The sequence below is a fragment of the Salinibacterium amurskyense genome, assembly GCF_002797685.1.
In the GTDB taxonomy this organism is placed as follows: Bacteria; Actinomycetota; Actinomycetes; order Actinomycetales; family Microbacteriaceae; genus Rhodoglobus; species Rhodoglobus amurskyensis.
In genome coordinates, this window is the sequence record NZ_PGFH01000001.1 from 1,515,558 (window position 1) to 1,534,996 (window position 19,439).

Below are 19,439 nucleotides of genomic sequence, written 5' to 3' on the forward strand. Positions count from 1 at the left end.
AACCCGAGTTTCGACGTCACGTCAGAAATGTTTCCGGCATGTTACGCGCCCACGGTTCGTTAGGCTGGTGAAGTGAACCAGCAAGCAACAACCCCCGACGAGTGGCCAGGTAAAAGAATCGGGCTTCCCGCGGAAGGCCCGAGATCAATAGGTCGCTTCGGCCGCCGGTTAGTAGCCCTCGCTATTGATTGGGGCTTTGCGGTTGTCGTCTCAATCGCCTTCTTCGACTACGACGCTTTTGCTACGCTCGGCATCTTCGTGGCGGCCCAAGTCGTGTTGCTGATTACGGCCAATGGAAGCTTCGGTCATCTGATTACCGGAATGCGAGTAGTGCCGGTGACCGGCGGCATGCTGGGTGTCTGGCGTCCTCTCGTTCGCACGATTCTGATGGCACTGGTCATTCCTGCAGTGATTTGGGATGTCGACCAGCGCGGCATGCACGATCGTCTCGCTGGCACGCTCTTGGTGCGTCGCTAGTCGCTCTACCGGCACGGAAGTCACGGCGGTTAACGCACGAAACCGACACGCCCTGGGGCATGTCGGCTTCAGTGACGAAAACCTTAGGCGCGCTGCGAACGCTGAGCGCGAGCCTTCATCGGGTCAATTCCCTTGGGAATCGGAAGGCTGTTCTTATCGAGTGATGTCAGCCGGTTGGTGATGGCGAGAATCTCTGGCTTGCGCAGTACGTTCTTGAGTCGACCGAGTGCCGGAGCTAGCTTGTGTAGTGCTACCGAGTCGGCGTCGGGGCCGACGTAGATGAAGTGCACGGGGACGTTGGGTAGGAAGCGGTTCATCTTGCGACGTTCATCTTCGAGCATCTTCTGGGTGCGGCTGCGGGGGCCCTCGCCGATCAGCGCAATGCCGCCCTTGCCGACCGCGCGGTAGACAGCATCCTGAGTCTTGGGGCTGATCGCTACGGGCATTTCGCTTGCGGTCCACCCGCGGCGAAGAGAGCTCTTCAAGACAGCGCCTACAGCGCCCGGCTGACCTGCGATTTGAGAGTAAGCAGCGCGTTCGGCGCGACGGCCCAGGACGATGAGGAAGGCGAGGAGACCTGCCATCACGCCGGCCACGATGTAGAGCACGAAGCCGAGAACATTCTCTGACGATAGAAGGAAAGCCAAGGCGAGACCGATAAGAATCGGCAGCAGGAAGGCCAACAGGAAGAACCAAATCGCGAGGTTGTCGTACCGTCGCGTCATCTGGAAAACCTGGTACATCTGCTTGATGCGACCGGGTTCTTTTTGAGCCTTGGGGGTCTTTTCGCTGCGTGCCATGGTTCTAGGATAAGGCCTCCAGCGGTTCTATGAATTCGTAGAGCGCATAGATTTTGTTTCGCCCGCGGTAAGCCGAGGATCGAGTGCTCTAGTCCTCCAGTTTTCCGGCACCCTCACCGTGATCCCCATGTTCGTGCGCGAACTACATCGCGACTCACCAACACGCGAAGCTGAGCCGGTGAACGAGAACACTATTGCGGGCTATCGCACGATTCGGTCGCTGAGAGAGAACGCTGAGTCTCAGACGATCTTGGTCCGTGCGAGCGCCCACGCGGGCGCAGAAGCGCTTGTCGAGTTGAAGACCGTTAAGCGCTTTGAGGCTGGCGCCGCGGTGTCGCGCATACTCTCGGAGATTGAGTGCGGCGTCCGAGCGCAGGGGGAGTCCGTCTGTCTGGTTGAAGACATCGCGGCGGCTCCCGATGGTTCGCCAGTGATCGTGTCGTCGTGGCAGAGCGGAGGAACGCTTCGTCGCCTCTTGCGGGAGCGGGAGGCATTGCGGCCAGGCGAGGCGATCACGATTCTGGCCCCACTGAGCGCTGCTCTGGGTCGGGTTCATCGGGCTGGTGTCGTGCTGGGCGTGATCACGCCAGATAGCATCCATTTCGATGCGGCAGGACGACCGTTCTTCGCCGAGTGGGAACATGCGCAGTCGAGGGAGACCTCTCCCACGCCAAAGGACTTGCAATGGGACTCCGCATTCCAAGCGGACCGCCTGCACTTCGCCACCCTCGCTTGTGGAGTACTCGCGGCGGTTAGAGCGGACCGAGAAATTGAGCGACGTGCCGCAGCGCTAACGGAGTGGCTGAGCGACATCGAACAGAGTTCCTCGTCCGTGTGGGAGCTTGATTGGGAACGTAAGCTTTTTGAGCTGGGGGCGCCCGAACCCGTGCGGCTCGATCTGGAGCGCGAATCCTCGCCTGCTCACCCTGAGCCGGTCCTATTCGACCGCAGCGCACTTGTGACGCCGCTGCCCGACGGTGCGAAGTCTGAGTGGGGCGCTGTATTCGCGCTGCCGCCCGGTATTCAGCGCAGCGTTGGCGAGACGGCTCACCGTATCCGCGGATTCTTCGACGGCGTGGTCGGCGCGGCGCGAAGATGGTGCGCACCGGTGCGAAAGCGAACGTGGGTCATCGCCGCAGCGGGAGCTCTCGCGCTCGGGCTGGCTGCGGCTCTACTGCTCACCGATGATGCGGATGCGGGCGCGGATGCCAGCGCAGAAGCCTCCAACGCACTCTCCGCCTCCGATAGCGGAAGCGATACCCCAGATGTCTCGGCTGCCGGCGCGGAACCGAGCAGCGATGGAGAGTCTGCCGCTGCCCCGGAGATCGGGGCGACGAGTGGTGCCGGGGGACTAGCCGAGGATCCGCTCGAGGCGCTCCCCACTCTCCTGGCGACTCGCGCAGATTGTCTTCGGGATCTCTCAGTGAAGTGTCTCGGCGCGGTGTCGCGTAGTGAATCGCCAGCATTCGCCGCGGACTCCGCCGTGATCAGTGAGGTGCTCGCGGGGGCAGAACTCTCCTCTGACGCGCTTTTCGACGCGGCTCGTGCCGTCGAGGTGCAGCGTTTGGGCGACAGCGTGCTCTTCGAGTTTGAATCGCCGCGGGACGAAAGCAAACCGGCCTCGCTCCTTCTGGTGAAGGGCGAGGCCGGTTGGCGAATCAGGAGCTATACGCTCCCTCGATGATGCGGGGTGACTTAGATTCCGAGCTTGTCGGCGAAGTCGCCACCCTCGAGGCGCTTCTTCATGTCGACGAGGAAGCCTGCGGCATCCGCGCCGTCAACGATGCGGTGGTCGTAGCTCAGTGCGAGGTAGACCATCGAACGGATCGCGATGGAGTCACCATTGGCGTCGCTGATTACGACGGGCTTCTTGGTGACAATTCCGGTTCCGAGAATTGCCGACTGGGGCAAGAACACCACGGGAGTGTCGAACAGTGCACCGCGTGAGCCGGTGTTGGTCAGCGTGAACGTTCCGCCCGAGAGCTCATCAGGAGTGAGCTTGTTATCGCGGGTGCGAGCTGCAAGATCAGCGATCTCGCCAGCAAGGCCTGCGATGTCAAGCGAGGCAGCGTCGCGGATGACTGGCGTGAGCAATCCACGTTCAGTGTCAACAGCAATGCTGATGTTTTCCTGCGCCGGGTAGACGATCGAGTTGTCCTCGATTGTTGCGTTGATGATCGGGTGCGCGGTGAGCGCCTCCGCTGCAGCCAAAGCAAAGAACGGCAGGAACGAAAGCTTCGTGCCGGTCTTGGCGAGGAAGTCATCTTTTACCTTGTTGCGGAAGTTCGCAACAGCGGTGACATCAACTTCGACGACTGACGTGAGCTGTGCCGATGACTGCATCGAGAGCACTGCGCGCTCGGCAATGACCTTGCGCAGACGCGACATCGGAACAGTGGTTCCGCGCAATGGCGAAACTTCGAGCGGTGCCGATGCGGCAGCGGGTGCTGCAGCTTCCGGTGCCGAACTCGTGGCCTGCTCGCTTGCAGCAAGAACATCCTGCTTGCGGATGCGGCCGCCGACGCCCGTTCCAGTGATCGTGCTCAGGTCGACACCGCGCTCGTTCGCGAGCTTGCGCACGAGAGGAGTGAGGTATCCAGCCTGCGAGTCGTCGCTGTCGTCCGAGTCAGTTGCTGCAGGTGCAGTTTCTTCAGCGGGAGCGGCGGGTGCTTCTGCCTCGGGGGCAGCGGCGGGCGCTTCCTCGGCGGCAGGAGTGGCGTCTTCGGCAGGAGCCTCAGGGGCTACCGCAGGAGCCTGCTCAGTCGCGGCAGGAGCAGCGGACTCGGCAGCGGGTGCCGCCTCAGCTGCGGGTGCCTCGGCTGCAGGAGCTTCGGCTGCTGGAGCCTCAGCTGCAGGCGCAGCCTGCTCCGCCGGCGCTTCAGTAGCAGGTGCCGCTTCTTCAGCCGGTGCTGCTTCAGCAGCGGGTGCTGCTTCTTCAGCGGGAGCTTCTTCTGCGGGAGCGTCTCCGCCGCCCGAACCGTCGCCGATCTTTACGAGCGCGGTGCCCACTTCAACTGTTTCGTCTTCGGCAACCAAGATCTCTTCGATGACACCGGCGACGGGAGAAGGAATCTCCGTGTCGACCTTGTCAGTCGAGACCTCGAGCAGGGGCTCGTCAACCTCTACACGCTCGCCGACTTGCTTCAGCCAGCGGGTCACCGTGCCCTCGGTGACACTCTCTCCGAGTGCCGGAAGGTTAACGGATTCGCTCATCAGTACTGCTCCTTTGTGATGCTTGTCATCAATAGCTTAGTTCCGTGGTTGAGGCGGAGCCTAGACCGCGTGAAGCGGCTTGCCTGCCAGAGCGAGAAATGCCTCGCCGAGGGCTTCATTTTGGGTGGGGTGTGCGTGAAGCAGCGGCGTGATGTCTTCGGGGTGTGCTTCCCAGTTGACGATGAGCTGTGCTTCACCGATCAGTTCGCCAACGCGAGCTCCGATCATGTGAACTCCGATAACGGGGCCGTCGACAACGCGAACAACCTTGATCGAACCAGCGGTGCCGATGATGGCGCTTTTGCCGTTGCCGCCCAGGTTGTAGTCGTACGCCTTCACGTTTTCAGCGCCGTGCGCCTCGATAGCCTTAGCTTCCGTTAGGCCGATCGATGCAACCTCGGGGTCGCTGTACGTGACCTTAGGGATATTGAGGTCGTTGATCACGATCGGCTTGAGGCCGGCGATCTCTTCGACAACAAAGATTCCCTGCTGGAAGCCGCGGTGCGCGAGCTGGAGTCCGGGAACGATGTCTCCCACGGCGTAGACGCCGGGAACGTTGGTTGCGAGTCGCTCGTTCGTGAGAACGAAGCCACGATCCATCTCGATGCCGACCTCTTCGAAGCCGAGGCCTGCAGTAGACGGGCCACGGCCGACAGCGACGAGCAGAAGCTCTGCTTCAACGGTCTCGCCGTTTTCGAGGGTTACGACGACACCGTCATCGTTCTGCTCAACGCTCTTGAAACGAACGCCGGTGTGGAAGTTGATGCCACGGCGTCGGAACGCGCGCTCGAACTGCTTGCTGACCGACTCGTCTTCGTTCGGGACGAGGTTGGGGAGACCCTCGATAATCGTGACGTCGGCACCCCAGCTCTTCCATACGCTGGAGAACTCCACGCCGATGACGCCGCCACCGAGGACGGCGACCTTCTTGGGAACGAAGTCGAGCTCGAGCGCCTGCTCCGAGGTGATCACGCGGCCACCGATTTCGAGACCGGGGAGGCTTCGCGAGTACGAGCCCGTCGCCAGGATCACGTTCTTGCCCACGACTGTGTCTTCGCCAACCTGAACAGTGTTCGGGGCAACAAGCTTGCCTTCGCCCTCGATCACGGTGATGCCGCGCATCTTTATGAGGCCCTGAAGGCCCTTGTACTTGCTTGCGACGATGTCTTGGCGGTACTTGGTGACGCCGGCGATGTCGATTCCGTCAAGGGTGGTGGTGACGCCATACTTGGCGGCCTCACGGGTGACATCAGCTACTTCTGCTGAGTGCAGGAGCGCCTTCGTGGGGATGCAACCAACGTGCAGGCAGGTGCCTCCGAGCTTGTTCTTCTCGATCAAGCCAACAGTCATACCGAGTTCGGCGGCGCGCAACGCTGCTGCGTAGCCACCACTTCCTCCACCAAGAACGACAAGGTCAAAATTGTGCTCAGCCAATACAGCAGCTCCTCTGTAAGGAATTTGTTCGCCGGAACGCATCGTCTGTAATCAGTGCGACCGGATGGTGCGGAAAGAATCCGCGTTTAAAAAACCTTACTACGGACGGGAAAATTCCTCGGCCAGTTCAATGAGTGTTCGAACACCGATTCCGGTTGCTCCCTTGCCGACGTAACCCCAGCCGCCACCGCGGTTGTCTGATGGACCGGCGATGTCGATGTGCGCCCACGGGATGGTCTCGGTGCTGTCAGCACGCTTTCCCACGAAGTCTTTAAGGAAGGCGGCGGCGATGAGCATGCCACCGGCAGTGTTGCCCGGCTTGATGTTCGCGATATCGGCGATGTCGGAAGCGAGCAGGGGACGCAGCTCGGGGCTGATCGGCATTGGCCAGAAAGGTTCGCCTACGCGATCTGCGACAGCGACGACTTGGTTTACCAGGGCCTTGTCGCCCATGGCTCCGGCGTAGCGGTTACCGAGGGCAACGACCGCAGCACCGGTGAGCGTGGCGATATCGACGATGGCATCCGGGTTCTCTTCGCTAGCAGCCACGAGCCCGTCGGCCATGACCAGTCGCCCTTCGGCGTCAGTGTTCAGCACTTCGACGGTCTTTCCACCGCGAATGGTCAACACGTCATTGGGGCGAATGGCACTTCCCGACGGCATGTTCTCGGCCAGGCAGAGCCACGCTGTGAGGCGCACGTTGGTGCCGAGTTTCGCGCAGGCCTCTACAACGGCCATCACGGTTGCAGCGCCACTCATGTCGAACTTCATGCCGATCATCGAAAGCCCCGGCTTGAGCGAGAGCCCGCCTGAATCGAAAGTGATTCCCTTGCCGACGAGCGCAAGGTGCTTGGCGGCGTCAGACGGGGTGTAGCTGATCTTGACGAGGCGCGGTCCTCGAGTCGACCCCTGGCCAACTCCCAGGATGCCGCCGAAGCCGCCTTCCTCAAGTTCCTTCTCGGCAAAAACTTCTACTTCGACATTGTCGAGTGCCGCGAGCTCGCTGGCGCGATCTGCGAAGGTAGCGGGGTAAAGCTCGCGAGGAGCTTCATTGACAAGGTCGCGTGTCACATGCGTCGCGTGGGCGATGATGCTGGCGCGCTCGATGAGAGCGGCATCCGACACCGGGCTGAGAACAGTGATGCTGCTCGCCTGGCTCTTCGCGGCCTCCGGGGGAGTGGAACGGTATGCATCGTAGGAATAGGCGCCGATGGCTGCTCCTTCGAGTACGGCGAGTGTGTCTTCAGCCGACTCCGCACCGAGAGCTAGGGCGATGTGCGCGGCGCCGCGCAACTGACGTGCGGCGGAACCGGCCGCATAACGCAGGCTCTCAGCAGAGGGGGAGGTGTCACCGAGTCCGATAAAAGCGACTGCGGGTGCAGCGATGCCGGTAGCCGGAATGCGGTAGAGCTCATCAGCAGCCCCAGTGGCGCCAATGACACTGAGCGACTGCTCAAACGATGAAAGCTCTGGCGACGCGTCGACGAGCTTGGGTCCAGAGTCTGTCTTCACCACCCCGATAACGAGAACATCGGATTCCAGTTCAGAGGCGGACGAGGTGGACAAGTGCAACGTAGCAACGGTCATATCCTCATGATAGCCAGCATCCGTCTGCATGTTCGCTAGGAGCATGACGTTGTGGAGGCGTTTGAAGAGGATGCTGTCGTGCCCGCGATTAGAGTGGAAGCATGCGAGATCCAGCCGGCTTATATGACATCGCGACCGATGTTGCTGGTGTGCCGCGCGGCTTGCCCCTTGTAGCCGGTCTGACTGGCTTCGCGGATGCCGGTGGTGCTGTCAGCCAGTTCAGTCAGTACCTGCTCGATACTCTCGAGCGCACGGTCGTTGCCTCGTTCGATAACGATGCACTCCTTGACTACCGCGCGCGGCGCCCGACTATTTACTTCGATCAAGATCACTTGAGTGACTACCGGCCGGCAAAGCTCGAGTTGTACTTGGCCAAGGACGAGTTGGGACAACCCTTCCTGCTGCTGACCGGATATGAGCCCGACTTTCAGTGGGAGCGCTTCTCCGCAGCGGTGTTGCGATTGATTTCGAAGCTTGATGTGAAATCCACGACGTGGGTTCATGCCATCCCCATGCCCGTTCCTCACACGCGGAGCATCGGCGTCACCGTGAGCGGAAACCGCTCGGAACTCATCGACTCGATGTCGGTGTGGAAGCCTCACACCCAAGTGCCCGCTAATGCGATGCACTTGATTGAATTCCGATTGCAGGAGCTCGGGCATCCGACCGCCGGGTTCGTGCTGTTGATTCCGCACTACCTGGCAGACACGGAATGGCCGACTGCGGCTGTCACTGCACTCGAGAGCGTGAGCGCTGCGACTGGTCTCATCTTCCCCACAGACCGCCTCCGGGAGGAAGGTCGAGAATTCGTGGCCAAGATCGATGGCCAAGTGGAAAGCAATCAAGAGTTGGCGAGGCTCGTCGGAACTCTCGAAGAGCGCCACGACAACTACATGGAGGAGAACCCCATGCGTTCGCCTCTTACGGATGAAGACGGCGAACTGCCGTCGGCAGACGAGATTGCTGCCGAGTTGCAGAAGTTTCTTGCTATTCGTCGCGCCGGCGATGACGACAGCGCTTCGCAGCCTCCGTTGTAGATAGCGGGCCCGCAGCGTAGTGCAGATGACAGGTTCTCACTACCGCCATCGCGTGCAGGCTTCGTCGCCTGTGAGCATTGGTGCAGAGCATCAGAAAAGCGTGGCATAATAGGAGTAAGACCCGGTCTTGATTCTGGTTCTGTTTTGCCGTGCGGTGGAGCAGTCAGAGACTTGACATGGGTCTTAGTACTGCCCGAAAACCTCGGAAAGGTGTTCACATGGCGACCCGAACTAAGACTGCGGAGACTGCATCCGCACCAAAGAAGGCCCCCGCAAAGGCGGCCACGAAGACTGGAACGCGCACTAAAGCTGCCGACGCAGTTGAAGAAGTAGCGACTGACACTGAAGGCGCCGAGAGCACGACGAAGAAGGCTGCGACCAAGAAGGCAACGACAACGAAGTCGACTGCCGCTGCGTCTGCCGCCAAGAAGCCCGCTGCGAAAAAGCCGGCCGCGAAGAAGCCTGCAACGCGTGGCAAGAAGGCTGCTGCCGAAGCTGACGACATTGTCGAGGCTGACGGCGAAGAAGCGAAGCCCGAAGACGATCAAGAAGAGAAGTCGAAGGGTAAAGATGAGGCGCTGCCCACCGGTGCCCTCGTTCTCTCATTGGTTGACGACGAAGACGACGTTCCCGTGTACTCGGCCGCAATTACCGGTGCCACGGCAGACCCCGTCAAGGACTACCTGAAGCAAATCGGTAAGGTTGCGCTGCTCAACGCTGCTCAAGAAGTCGAGCTGGCCATGCGTATCGAAGCTGGACTCTTTGCAGAAGACAAGCTTTCTCAGATGGCACCCGGCGAAGTTCGTTCGACCCTCGGTCGTGAACTTCAGTGGGTAGCCAAGGACGGCCAGCGCGCGAAGAGTCACTTGCTCGGCACCAACCTTCGACTGGTGGTATCGCTTGCAAAGCGCTACACCGGTCGCGGAATGCAGTTCTTGGACCTCATTCAGGAGGGAAACCTGGGTCTCATCCGTGCGGTCGAGAAGTTCGACTACACCAAGGGCTTTAAGTTCTCGACCTACGCCACGTGGTGGATTCGCCAAGCGATCACCCGCGCAATGGCCGACCAGGCTCGCACAATTCGTATCCCCGTGCACATGGTTGAAGTCATCAACAAGCTCGCACGCGTTCAGCGCCAGATGCTTCAAGACTTGGGCCGCGAGCCCACTCCAGAAGAGCTCTCGCGCGAACTGGATATGACGCCCGAGAAGGTTGTTGAAGTTCAGAAGTATGGTCGCGAGCCTATTTCGCTCCACACGCCGCTCGGTGAAGACGGTGACAGTGAGTTCGGTGACCTCATTGAGGACACCGAGGCTGTTGTACCTGCCGATGCCGTTGGATTCACCATGCTGCAGAAGCAGCTGGAAAGCCTCCTCGATTCCCTCTCCGAGCGCGAAGCCGGCGTCATCCGCATGCGCTTCGGCCTGGGCGATGGAATGCCGAAAACTCTCGATCAGATCGGTGACACGTTCGGCGTAACGCGTGAACGCATCCGTCAGATCGAGTCAAAGACGATGGCCAAACTGCGCCACCCGTCACGCTCGCAGTCACTGCGCGACTACCTCGAATAGGCCAACAATGGGTGCTGAAGCGAACGCTGGTAAGAGTCTCACCGTCGAGGTCGATGGTGCCGTTTACGAACGGCTTCCCATTAAGACTCGACTGGTGGTTCGTGAAGACGACATCGTTCAGGTCGTCTCGGAGTACGCGGCGGATGTCGTGCGCGATGGAGACTTGCTCTTCGTCACGGAAAAGATTGTCGGAATCACACAGGGGCGGGCTTACCCGATCTCTGAGGTGGAGCCGCGCAAACTTGCGACTTTCCTGTCGAAGTACGTGACTAAGACATCTCACGGCATTGGCCTCGGCATGCCTGAGACCATGGAGATGGCGTTGCGCGAGTGCGGTACTCCGCGCATCCTGTTCGCGGCAGCCGTCGCCGCTGTCACGAAGCTCGTGGGCCGTCGCGGCGACTTCTACCGGATTGCAGGGCCCAAGGCTCGAGCGATCGATGGGCCCACGAAAAACACGATCCCGCCGTATGACTCGCACGTCGTACTCGGCCCGGCTCGTCCTGATGGTGTTGCCGCAGACATCGCTGCTGCGCTCGGTCGAAAGATCGACGTGCTCGTTGTTGATATCAACGACTTCGGTGGCAACATCCTAGGGTCGACCGCTACTAAAGCAACGAATGAACTCGTGCTGAAGGTGTTGAAGGATAACCCTCTCGGTCAGGATCACCAGAGCACTCCGCTCGGCGTCATCCGTCGCGCCTAGGCCGTCGCGCTTAGGGATTATTCCGAAGTACGGAAGATCGGCGAGGGCTCCGCGTGAGCCTCTAGAAGTCGATTACCTCGCGGAACTTGGGAAGCAGCCCTGTTTTGATGCCTGTCAGACTCGGCTTCATCTGGAACACGCCAGTGTTGTAATTGCCTTCGATAATCGCTGGCCCGGTGGGGGAGATAGCGACATCCCAGCCCACGTAAGGAATTTCCGGAATCACTCGGCCAACGGTGTCGAGCGTCGCAAGAACTTCGTCGTAGAGCGGCACCTGGAAACCGACGATCGGGGTGCCGGTCTGGGGGTGTTCCGTGAAGGTGTTGGCGTACTTGTCGAACGCCCCGTAGGGAGCGATGCCGGTCTTCTCGTCGAGAACCGTGTACATGCCGCCGCGACCGTAATTGTCGACATCGGCTCCGTTTCCCATACGCAAGACAGCCTCCATGATGTGAACTTCGGTGCCATCAAAGAAGGTGATCATGCGCAAAGAGTTGACGCTAGTGGGGCACAGCGCCGACATGCCCTCGTGCTGCTCAATAAAGGCTTCAACGAGGAATTGCCGTTTGTCCATGAGCTCGCGATAGAGCGCATGAGCATCCTTGAGGTCATCGCCGCTGTGCTTCTCGATCCCCGCGCCGCTCATGCTGTCGACGACTTTAACCATGATTGGATCGTGGTTCTTGACGAATTCGACGAACTCGATTTCGGAAGCGGTTCTGAGGTCGAGCCACGCACGCCCGAGCCACTTGTCGAAGGTCCTGTTGAAAGTGGGCTTGTCGTAAAACCGTTCGCGAAAATCGCGCTGGTTGTACTTGACGACGATGGAATTCGCGTTGCCGCTAGTGATCCAGGTGCGGCGCTCGGCGCGACTCAGCACGTTGAATTCGAACTCTTCGTAGTCGAGGTAGCCGGCCTGGTAGACGAGTGAGCACCACACCATGTCGATCAGGATGAAGAACACGGGCGTGCGGCTTCGCGAGCTGATGGCCCGGGCCACAGCGAGCATGTTCTTTACGTCGAGCGAGACAAGACGCGACACGTAGTGTCGGATGCGCTTCACAGTTCTCCTACGAAGGTCACACCGACACACGTGCCGGCAAGCGAGCTAACTATCTGATGATGCTAAACGAAAGCTTAGGCAGTCAGACGGCTGGACTCGTCGTGCCACTTGAGCGCGGTGGGAAACAGCTTGTCTTTGAACTTAGCGCCGTGGTGGGCGCAAAAGAGGAGGTCGCCACTGGCGAGGGTCGCGCGGATGTACGCCTGCGCGCCACAACTGTCACAGCGATCGATCGCCGTGAGGGTGTAGTCCATCTCATCGACTGGGGTGTCTTCTGTTGCAATGTTCGACATGGCCTACTCCTTCTTCTTGCTTGCGGTTGTTATTCCGTACGCCTATACAAGCATGAGCGCCTGAAGATTCTTCCTACATTGCGGGCATTTCGCTCAGCGCGTACCGCATCCTGAAGGTCGGCCTCGGCCACAGCGTGATGGGTGTCGGTGAGCGGCAATGTCGTGCGGAGAACGTAGTCTTGAATGTGGCCTTCCGTTCTCAAACCCTAGGAGATTACTATGGCGAGCTCTGACTATTCAGCCCGTCACCTATCCGTGCTCGAGGGGCTTGAAGCCGTTCGCAAACGTCCCGGTATGTACATCGGGTCCACCGACTCTCGGGGACTCATGCATTGTCTCTGGGAGATCATCGACAACTCGGTTGACGAGGCTCTCGATGGTCACGGTTCTGAGATCAGCGTCATCCTTCACGCCGATGAGAGTGTCGAAGTGCGTGACAAGGCCCGCGGTATTCCCGTGGATGTCGAACCCAAGACTGGCCTGACCGGCGTCGAGGTTGTTTTCACCAAGCTGCACGCGGGCGGCAAGTTTGGCTCGGGATCCTACGCAGCGTCGGGCGGACTCCACGGTGTTGGCGCTTCGGTCGTTAACGCGTTGTCGGAGCGCCTTGATGTTGAGGTCGACCGCAACGGCAAGACCTACGCCATGTCGTTCCATCGCGGCGAGCCAGGTACTTTTGCCGATTCGGGCGAACCGACGCCGGATGCTCCCTTCACCCCGTTTGTCTCGGGCAGTGAGCTTCGCGTTATCGGCAAGGTACCTAAGGGGCGTACTGGTACGCGTGTGCGCTACTGGGCCGATCGTCAGATCTTCACGAAGGGCGCGACTTTCCAGTCAGATGGGCTGATCGACCGCCTTCGTCAAACAGCATTCCTCGTGCCTAATCTCACCTTGAACGTCTCGGATGAGAGAGGCGAAGAACCCCGTCATGAGTCGTTCTCGTTCGAGGGCGGAATTTCGGAGTTTGTTGAGCACCTCGCAGTTGATCCGCCCATCACCGATATTTGGCGACTGACCGGTTCGGGCGGCTTCACCGAGAGCGTGCCTGTTTTGCAAGACAACGGGCACATGGTGTCGACCGAAGTATCGCGAGACTGTGTTGTCGATGTCGCGCTTCGTTGGGGCACCGGCTATGACACGGTGGTCAAGAGCTTCGTCAACATCATCGCGACGCCGAAGGGCGGAACGCACCTCGCCGGATTTGAGCAGAGCTTGCTCAAGTTCCTGCGGGCAGAGACAGAGAAGAACTCGCGCCGGCTGAAGCTCGGCAACGACAAGCTCGACAAAGACGATGTACTTGCCGGACTCACCGTCGTGCTGACGGTCCGACTTCCGGAACCGCAGTTCGAGGGTCAGACCAAAGAAATTCTGGGAACGCCGGCTGTGCGCGCGATCGTAGCCAAAGTCGTCGCGGCCGCCCTTTCTGAACGCTTCACCTCCACCAAGCGCGATGACAAGTCGCAGGCGGCTCTCGTTCTCGACAAGGTCGTTGCCGAGATGAAGTCGCGTATTTCCGCGCGAGCTCACAAGGAAACCCAGCGTCGCAAGAATGCTCTCGAGAGTTCCAGCCTTCCGGCCAAGCTCGTCGATTGCCGTTCCAATGACGTTGCAAACAGTGAACTGTTCATCGTCGAGGGTGATTCAGCACTCGGCACGGCAAAGCTCGGACGCGATAGCGAGTACCAAGCGTTGCTCCCGATCCGCGGCAAGATCCTCAACGTTCAAAAGGCATCGATTAGCGACATGCTGTCGAATACTGAGTGCGCGTCGATCATCCAAGTCATCGGTGCGGGCTCAGGGCGCAGCTTCGATCTGTCTACTGCTCGTTATGGCAAGGTCATCATCATGGCGGATGCCGATGTCGACGGCGCCCACATCCGTACGCTGCTACTGACGCTGTTCTTCCGATACATGCCTGACATGATTCGCGATGGGAGGGTCTACGCTGCCGTGCCACCGCTGCACCGCGTCGTCGTGATTAACCCGGGTTCCAAGCCAAACGAAACGATCTACACGTACTCGGAGAAGGAACTCAACGGAGTTCTCGCGGGGCTGAAGAAGTCGGGCAAGCGCTACCAAGACCCGATTCAGCGCTACAAGGGTCTGGGCGAGATGGATGCCGACCAACTGGCGACTACCACTATGGATCGCAACAACCGTGTTCTTCGTCGCGTCAACATCGCGGATGCCGAGAACGCTGGCACGGTCTTCGAGCTTCTTATGGGCAACGAGGTAGCTCCTCGTAAGGAGTTCATCATCCAGGGGCAAGGTCTCGATCGCGACCGTATCGACGTCTAGCTCGGGGTTCGCAGTGGGCGTTCATCGTCCGTTGGCGGCGTGTCGAGCAATCGATCTTTAACGACCGCGGGCCGTTACCTGAATAAATCAGGTAACGGCCCTCGGTCGTTTCGTGCGTGGTGTCGCGCGGTTGGTAGCGGTTACGGCGTGAAGCCGATCGATCCGATCACGCTGTCGAGAGGTACGCCCGAACCGTCGCGCTTCGTGCGCTCGGTAGGCAGCTGCCGTACAGCTCCATCGGGTCCGACCGCTGTAGCGGGAACTCGGCCGACCCACGCGAGCGTGAGGACGTCCTCGCCCTTGAGCAGCGAGTGAGCGCGAACACCGCCGGTGCCGCGACCCTTAGCCGGGAACTGTGAGAACTCACTGAGCTTCACGCGGCCGGGGTCGGTGCCCGGAATAGTGACGCTCGAGCCCGACACCGTTACCGCGACGTTTTCGGCGTCGGCATCCACGGCGTCGAAGAAGATAACCTCGGCTCCGGCGCTTACCCGGATGCCTGCCATTCCTCCTGCGCTGAGACCCTGCGGGCGCACCGCCGAGGCAGCGAAGTGCAGCAGTTGAGTGTCGGAGGTCACGAACGTGAGTTCTGCATCGTCCGCGCTATGAGCCGCACCAACGAGCTCATCGCCAGCTTTGAGGGAGATGATCTCGAATTCGGGCTTCGACGGCCACACGCCGGGCGTGACGCGTTTGACAGTGCCCTGGCGCGTACCGAGGGCGATTGGCTCGTCGCTATCAAGAGAAACGATCGCGAGAACACGCTCTTTCTTCTCCAGCGTGAGGTATTCGCTGATTTTTGCGCCAGCTCCAAGTTGAACTGAGCTGGTCGGCACGCTCGGCAGATCCACGGCTGTGAAACGGATGAGGCGGCCGCGATTTGTGATCGCGCCGATTTCAGTTCGCGTCGTCGTGGTGACACGCGAGCGAATCGCGTCGTGCTTCGACCGGCGTGACGCCGCCAAAACCGTGTCGCCTTCGCTGATGCCGACTCGGATGATCCGGCCCGTCGTGGAGAGCAAGACGATGCAGGGTTCATCGGCGATCTCGAGCACGGCCTGATTCTTACGCGCTGCAGCTCGTGACGTCGTCGCAATTGAGGCGGGCGCCTCGGTGAGCAGCGTGCGTCGCGGGGTCCCGAACTTGTCCGCAACGGCGTCGAGTTCTTCTGAGACGAGGGCCCGGATGAGTTTGTCATCCGAGAGCAGCGCCTGAAGACGAGCGATTTCTGCGCGCAGTTTCTCGGCCTCGGCCTCCAGCTCGATACGGCTGAACTTCGTGAGACGACGCAGGCGCAGCTCAAGAATGTACTCGGCCTGCAATTCGCTGAGATCGAAAACCTCGCGCAGGCGCGTGCGAGCCTGGTCGCTGTCGTCGCTCTGGCGAATGACCTGGATCACTTCGTCGATGTCGACGATCGCGATGAGCAAGCCTTCAACGAGGTGAAGACGCTCAAGGTGCCGCGCAAGGCGGTACTTACTGCGCCGAGTGACAACCTGCAGGCGGTGCTTGAGGAAGACCTCGAGCAGAGCCTTGAGTCCAAGAGTTTGCGGCCGACCATCAACGAGCGTGACCGCGTTGATGCTGAAGTTATCTTCCAACGGGGTCAGGCGGTAAAGCTGCTCGAGTACGGCATCCGGGCTGAAGCCGGTCTTGATGCCGATGACGAGACGCAGACCGTGGTTGCGGTCGGTGAGGTCGGTGACATCGGAGATGCCAACGATCTTCTTGTTGTTGACGCCATCTTTGATCTTCTCGATGACGCGCTCGGGCCCGACCAAGTAGGGAAGTTCGGTGACGACGAGGCCCATTTTGCGGGCAGTGATCGATTCGACGGCGACCTTTGCGCGGGTCTTGAAGGCTCCGCGGCCGTTCGCGTACGCATCCTTCACTCCGTTGAGGCCGATAATCGTTCCTCCGGTGGGGAGGTCGGGTCCAGGAACGAACTGCATGAGTTCTTCGAGCGAGGCATCGGGGTTCGTCAGAAGGTACTGCGCCGCACCGACGACCTCGATGAGGTTGTGGGGAGCCATGTTGGTGGCCATACCCACGGCGATGCCGCTCGCACCGTTGACCAACAGGTTCGGGAACGCCGCCGGCAAAACCTCGGGCTGCGTGGTCGAGTTGTCGTAGTTGGGCACGAAGTCGACGACGTCTTCGTCGAGGTCATCCGTCATCGCGATAGCAGATGCCTGCAAGCGAGCTTCCGTGTACCGGGGGGCAGCGGGGCCGTCATCCAATGAACCGAAGTTGCCGTGGCCATCGATCAGCGGCACTCGCAGGATGAAGCTTTGCGTCAGTCGCACCATGGCGTCGTAGATGGAGGCGTCACCGTGGGGGTGGAGCTTTCCCATGACATCGCCGACGACGCGCGAGGACTTGACATGGCCCTTTTCGGGGCGCAGCCCCATCTCGCTCATCTGGTAAAGAATTCGGCGTTGAACCGGCTTGAGGCCGTCGCGTGCGTCGGGAAGCGCGCGGGAATAGATCACGGAGTACGCGTACTCCAAGAACGAGCCCTGCATCTCGGTCGTGACATCGATGTCTTCGATGCGTTCGCCGGCAGGGGAATCTGGGGTGGGTTTTGTGGGAGTAGCCATAGGATTGCCCTAATGTTACCGGCGCTCAACCCAGACTCAGCGAACCTTACCGATGTGTTGTCAAGTTCATTTCAGGCAATCTCAGGCGAGGGGAACCGCTTAAACCTGCCTCCCGTGCGGCACGCTGTTGTGCTGCTCGTCGATGGAATGGGTGCTCACAACCTGAAAGCGCGATTGGGGCATGCCCGCACGCTTGCCGGCGCGTTCTCCAAAGCCGCCGTGATTCAGTCCGGGTTCCCGACAACGACGGCGTCAGCCATTGCCGGTCTCACGACGGGGCAGCGATCGGGCCGGCACGGCTTGGTGGGATACAGCGCTTTTGATCCGGTGAACAATCGAGTCTTCCAGCAGCTTTCGGGGTGGGATTCTCTCACCGACCCCGCCACGTGGCAGAGGGTTCCGACGATCTTCGAGCGCGCGACGGAGCGTGGCAACACCGTCGTCACCGTAGGAGCCGCACGCTACCGGGATTCGGGGTTCACGAAGGCTGTCTTACGCGGCGCGCGTTACGTTGTCGCCGGTTCGCTGGCTGAGCGGATTCGCGCCGCGGTAGAAGTTGGTCACACGAGCGATCGACCCTCACTTACGTACGTTTATGCGCCCGAACTCGATATGGCCGGTCATGCGAACGGGTGGCAATCGCCACAATGGACCCACGCACTTGAATCTCTCGACTCGGCGCTTGCATCTGCTGTACCAGAGCTCTCTGCTGATCAGGGCCTACTTGTCACCGCTGACCACGGGATGATCGATGTCCCTCGTGAGTCGCATGTGCTGTTTGATTCCGCACCAGAGTTGCTCGAGGGCATCGCCCACATTGCTGGTGAGCCTCGCTGCCTCCAGCTCCATTTCGAAGCGAGTCTCGATGCGGATGCCCGCGCCACAGTTCTCGAACGCTGGCGCGACTCCGAAGGCGGTCGAGCCTGGGTCGTCAGCAGAGATGAAGCCATTGCGGCGGGCTGGTTCGGCGACGTTGATCCGGAAGTGATCGCTCGAATCGGCGACATCATCGTCGCCGCCCGTAAGGGGATCGCTTATTACGATTCGCGCGCAGCTAACGACAAGGCGCGCAACATGATCGGCCAGCACGGATCGTGGTCGGATGAAGAGCTCCGAGTGCCGCTGTTGAGGTTCGGAGCATTCGCGCTCTAGGTACGCCGTGTGTCGGTGCGGCTTTGCCCGCACAACTCGGTCGCGTCGGGCCGGGTTGCGTCGGAGCAGGCTAGGCCGGGTCGTCGTCCGGCTTTGTGCCAAAGACGATGTCGTCCCAGCTAGGCATCGCAACGCGGCGGCGTCGTGACTTTGCCGTCGGCTGAGGTGCCGTTGCTTGGGGAGGCGCGGGAGCATCGTGACGCTCTTCCGCCGCCGGCGGGTCAAGCAGGCGCATCGAAGGTTCGGTGCTGGTTGTCGGCACAGGCTCTTCTTCTTCGGCATCGAAATTGGCGGGCTCCCGTTCGCCACGGCGGCGGCGGAGAGCATCGAGCAAATCTGCGGTTTGGTTGCCGACGCCTGCGTCGGCACTGCGATCGCGCATAACGGGCAGTTCCGCTGGCCGGATAGGAGCGGGCTCATCGCCCAGGTCGTCAATGTCGAACGCTCCGCTATCGAAGCGTGCAGCATCCGGAGCGCCTTCGGTGGGCGTTACGGCACGGAGACGGGGGATGAGTGCCCCGCTCACTTCGCCCTGCTGCGACAGCGTCTTCGCCTCGTTGTTGAGCGGGGAAAGCGACTGACGCTTGGGGTCGTACTGCCAGCGTGCATCGTGATCGATGGTGTTTGCGCTGAACGAAAGCTTGACGATCCACCCCGACTCGGGGTCTTTCCAGCTAGCCCAGCGCTCGTCAGCCGCGTTCATGTCGGCTAAGCGTTCACGGATAGCGGATCCGAAGGTTCGTGTGGAAGTGAGGGAGTCAGTTTCGCCCGCCACATGGACGGGAACAGCGAGGGCCGACTTGACGACAAACTCGCGCTCGGCGACAACCGGTCCTTCGAAGCGCTCGATGTACTCGAGGTCGGCGCCGGTGAGGTTCGCAACATCCTGGGCCGACATACCGGCACGGATGTGGGCCTGAATCTCGCGGGGAGCCAGCTTGGGGCCCGTTCCCGAGAGGGCGCGGCTTTGACGCAGTCGAGACTGCAACACGCTGTCAACAGCGAGACGATACCGGGTGCCGTCGTTACTCGACACGATCAGTGCACCGTCTTGTACTTCGATTACCCGAAGGTCTTCCATAGCGAACTTCTCCAGCCCTCACGATTCCCCTTTAGGGTCGCACGCATTGGGTGGAATTCATGGGAATAACACGCCCCCATGAACAGTTATCACAGGCGCTGCACAGTGATGCAGAATCCGCGGTTTG

Annotated in this window: 15 protein-coding genes; 7 read left to right on the plus strand and 8 right to left on the minus strand. The window is 60.5% G+C overall.

The genetic code is table 11. From position 1 onward, the window contains the following. Nucleotides 1–72 precede the first annotated feature (72 nt). Complete coding sequence (locus CLV85_RS07225; protein WP_100388869.1) at nucleotides 73–477, plus strand: RDD family protein; 405 nt, start codon at nucleotides 73–75, stop codon at nucleotides 475–477. 83 nt (nucleotides 478–560) lie between these two features. On the opposite strand, the gene CLV85_RS07230 is transcribed toward CLV85_RS07225, so the two are convergent. Further along, a complete protein-coding gene (locus CLV85_RS07230; RefSeq protein WP_100388870.1) occupies nucleotides 561–1,277 on the minus strand; it encodes a DUF4191 domain-containing protein in 717 nt (238 codons plus the stop codon). 178 nt (nucleotides 1,278–1,455) lie between these two features. Between CLV85_RS07230 and CLV85_RS07235 the strand changes: the two genes are divergently transcribed. Further along, nucleotides 1,456–2,961, plus strand: a complete 1,506-nt coding sequence (locus CLV85_RS07235; RefSeq protein WP_147433356.1) for a protein kinase family protein — start codon at nucleotides 1,456–1,458, stop codon at nucleotides 2,959–2,961. 11 nt (nucleotides 2,962–2,972) lie between these two features. Here CLV85_RS07235 and sucB read toward each other — a convergent pair whose 3' ends face one another. From sucB to CLV85_RS07250, 3 genes are all read right to left on the minus strand, one after another. Then, nucleotides 2,973–4,490, minus strand: coding sequence for a 2-oxoglutarate dehydrogenase, E2 component, dihydrolipoamide succinyltransferase (gene sucB / locus CLV85_RS07240; RefSeq protein ID WP_100388872.1), 1,518 nt, complete (start codon nucleotides 4,488–4,490; stop codon nucleotides 2,973–2,975). A gap of 60 nt (nucleotides 4,491–4,550) precedes the next feature. Further along, nucleotides 4,551–5,924, minus strand: a complete 1,374-nt coding sequence (lpdA, locus tag CLV85_RS07245; protein ID WP_100388873.1) for a dihydrolipoyl dehydrogenase — start codon at nucleotides 5,922–5,924, stop codon at nucleotides 4,551–4,553. Nucleotides 5,925–6,023: 99 nt separating this feature from the next. Next, nucleotides 6,024–7,511, minus strand: coding sequence for a leucyl aminopeptidase (locus CLV85_RS07250; RefSeq protein WP_229820246.1), 1,488 nt, complete (start codon nucleotides 7,509–7,511; stop codon nucleotides 6,024–6,026). A gap of 101 nt (nucleotides 7,512–7,612) precedes the next feature. Between CLV85_RS07250 and CLV85_RS07255 the strand changes: the two genes are divergently transcribed. From CLV85_RS07255 to CLV85_RS07265, 3 genes are all read left to right on the plus strand, one after another. Further along, nucleotides 7,613–8,548: a proteasome assembly chaperone family protein gene (locus tag CLV85_RS07255; protein ID WP_100388875.1), complete on the plus strand. Its 936-nt coding sequence runs from the start codon at nucleotides 7,613–7,615 to the stop codon at nucleotides 8,546–8,548. A 218-nt stretch (nucleotides 8,549–8,766) separates the two neighbouring features. After that, complete coding sequence (locus CLV85_RS07260; protein WP_100388876.1) at nucleotides 8,767–10,119, plus strand: RNA polymerase sigma factor; 1,353 nt, start codon at nucleotides 8,767–8,769, stop codon at nucleotides 10,117–10,119. A gap of 7 nt (nucleotides 10,120–10,126) precedes the next feature. Further along, nucleotides 10,127–10,825 carry a coenzyme F420-0:L-glutamate ligase gene (locus CLV85_RS07265; protein WP_100388877.1) on the plus strand — a complete coding sequence of 233 codons (699 nt, stop codon included), beginning with the start codon at nucleotides 10,127–10,129 and terminating at the stop codon, nucleotides 10,823–10,825. A gap of 61 nt (nucleotides 10,826–10,886) precedes the next feature. Here the strand turns inward: CLV85_RS07265 and CLV85_RS07270 are convergent, their stop codons facing one another. Both CLV85_RS07270 and CLV85_RS07275 read right to left on the minus strand, forming a co-directional pair. Next, nucleotides 10,887–11,888, minus strand: coding sequence for a sugar-transfer associated ATP-grasp domain-containing protein (locus CLV85_RS07270; RefSeq protein ID WP_100388878.1), 1,002 nt, complete (start codon nucleotides 11,886–11,888; stop codon nucleotides 10,887–10,889). Nucleotides 11,889–11,962: 74 nt separating this feature from the next. Continuing rightward, the gene (locus tag CLV85_RS07275; protein WP_100388879.1) at nucleotides 11,963–12,181 is read right to left on the minus strand and encodes a DUF7455 domain-containing protein; all 219 of its coding nucleotides are present in this window, start codon (nucleotides 12,179–12,181) and stop codon (nucleotides 11,963–11,965) included. 219 nt (nucleotides 12,182–12,400) lie between these two features. Here CLV85_RS07275 and CLV85_RS07280 point away from each other — a divergent pair, with 219 nt between their 5' ends. After that, complete coding sequence (locus CLV85_RS07280; protein WP_100388880.1) at nucleotides 12,401–14,479, plus strand: DNA gyrase/topoisomerase IV subunit B; 2,079 nt, start codon at nucleotides 12,401–12,403, stop codon at nucleotides 14,477–14,479. A 140-nt stretch (nucleotides 14,480–14,619) separates the two neighbouring features. Here the strand turns inward: CLV85_RS07280 and CLV85_RS07285 are convergent, their stop codons facing one another. Then, entirely contained in the window at nucleotides 14,620–17,079 is a 2,460-nt protein-coding gene (locus CLV85_RS07285) for a DNA gyrase/topoisomerase IV subunit A (RefSeq protein ID WP_100388881.1), read from the minus strand. A gap of 114 nt (nucleotides 17,080–17,193) precedes the next feature. On the opposite strand from CLV85_RS07285, the gene CLV85_RS07290 reads away from it, so the two are divergent. Beyond that, the gene (locus tag CLV85_RS07290) at nucleotides 17,194–18,231 is read left to right on the plus strand and encodes an alkaline phosphatase family protein (RefSeq protein ID WP_229820244.1); all 1,038 of its coding nucleotides are present in this window, start codon (nucleotides 17,194–17,196) and stop codon (nucleotides 18,229–18,231) included. Nucleotides 18,232–18,301: 70 nt separating this feature from the next. Here the strand turns inward: CLV85_RS07290 and sepH are convergent, their stop codons facing one another. Then, on the minus strand, nucleotides 18,302–19,312 hold the full coding sequence (gene sepH / locus CLV85_RS07295; RefSeq protein WP_100388883.1) for a septation protein SepH: 1,011 nt from the start codon (nucleotides 19,310–19,312) through the stop codon (nucleotides 18,302–18,304). Nucleotides 19,313–19,439 lie beyond the last annotated feature (127 nt).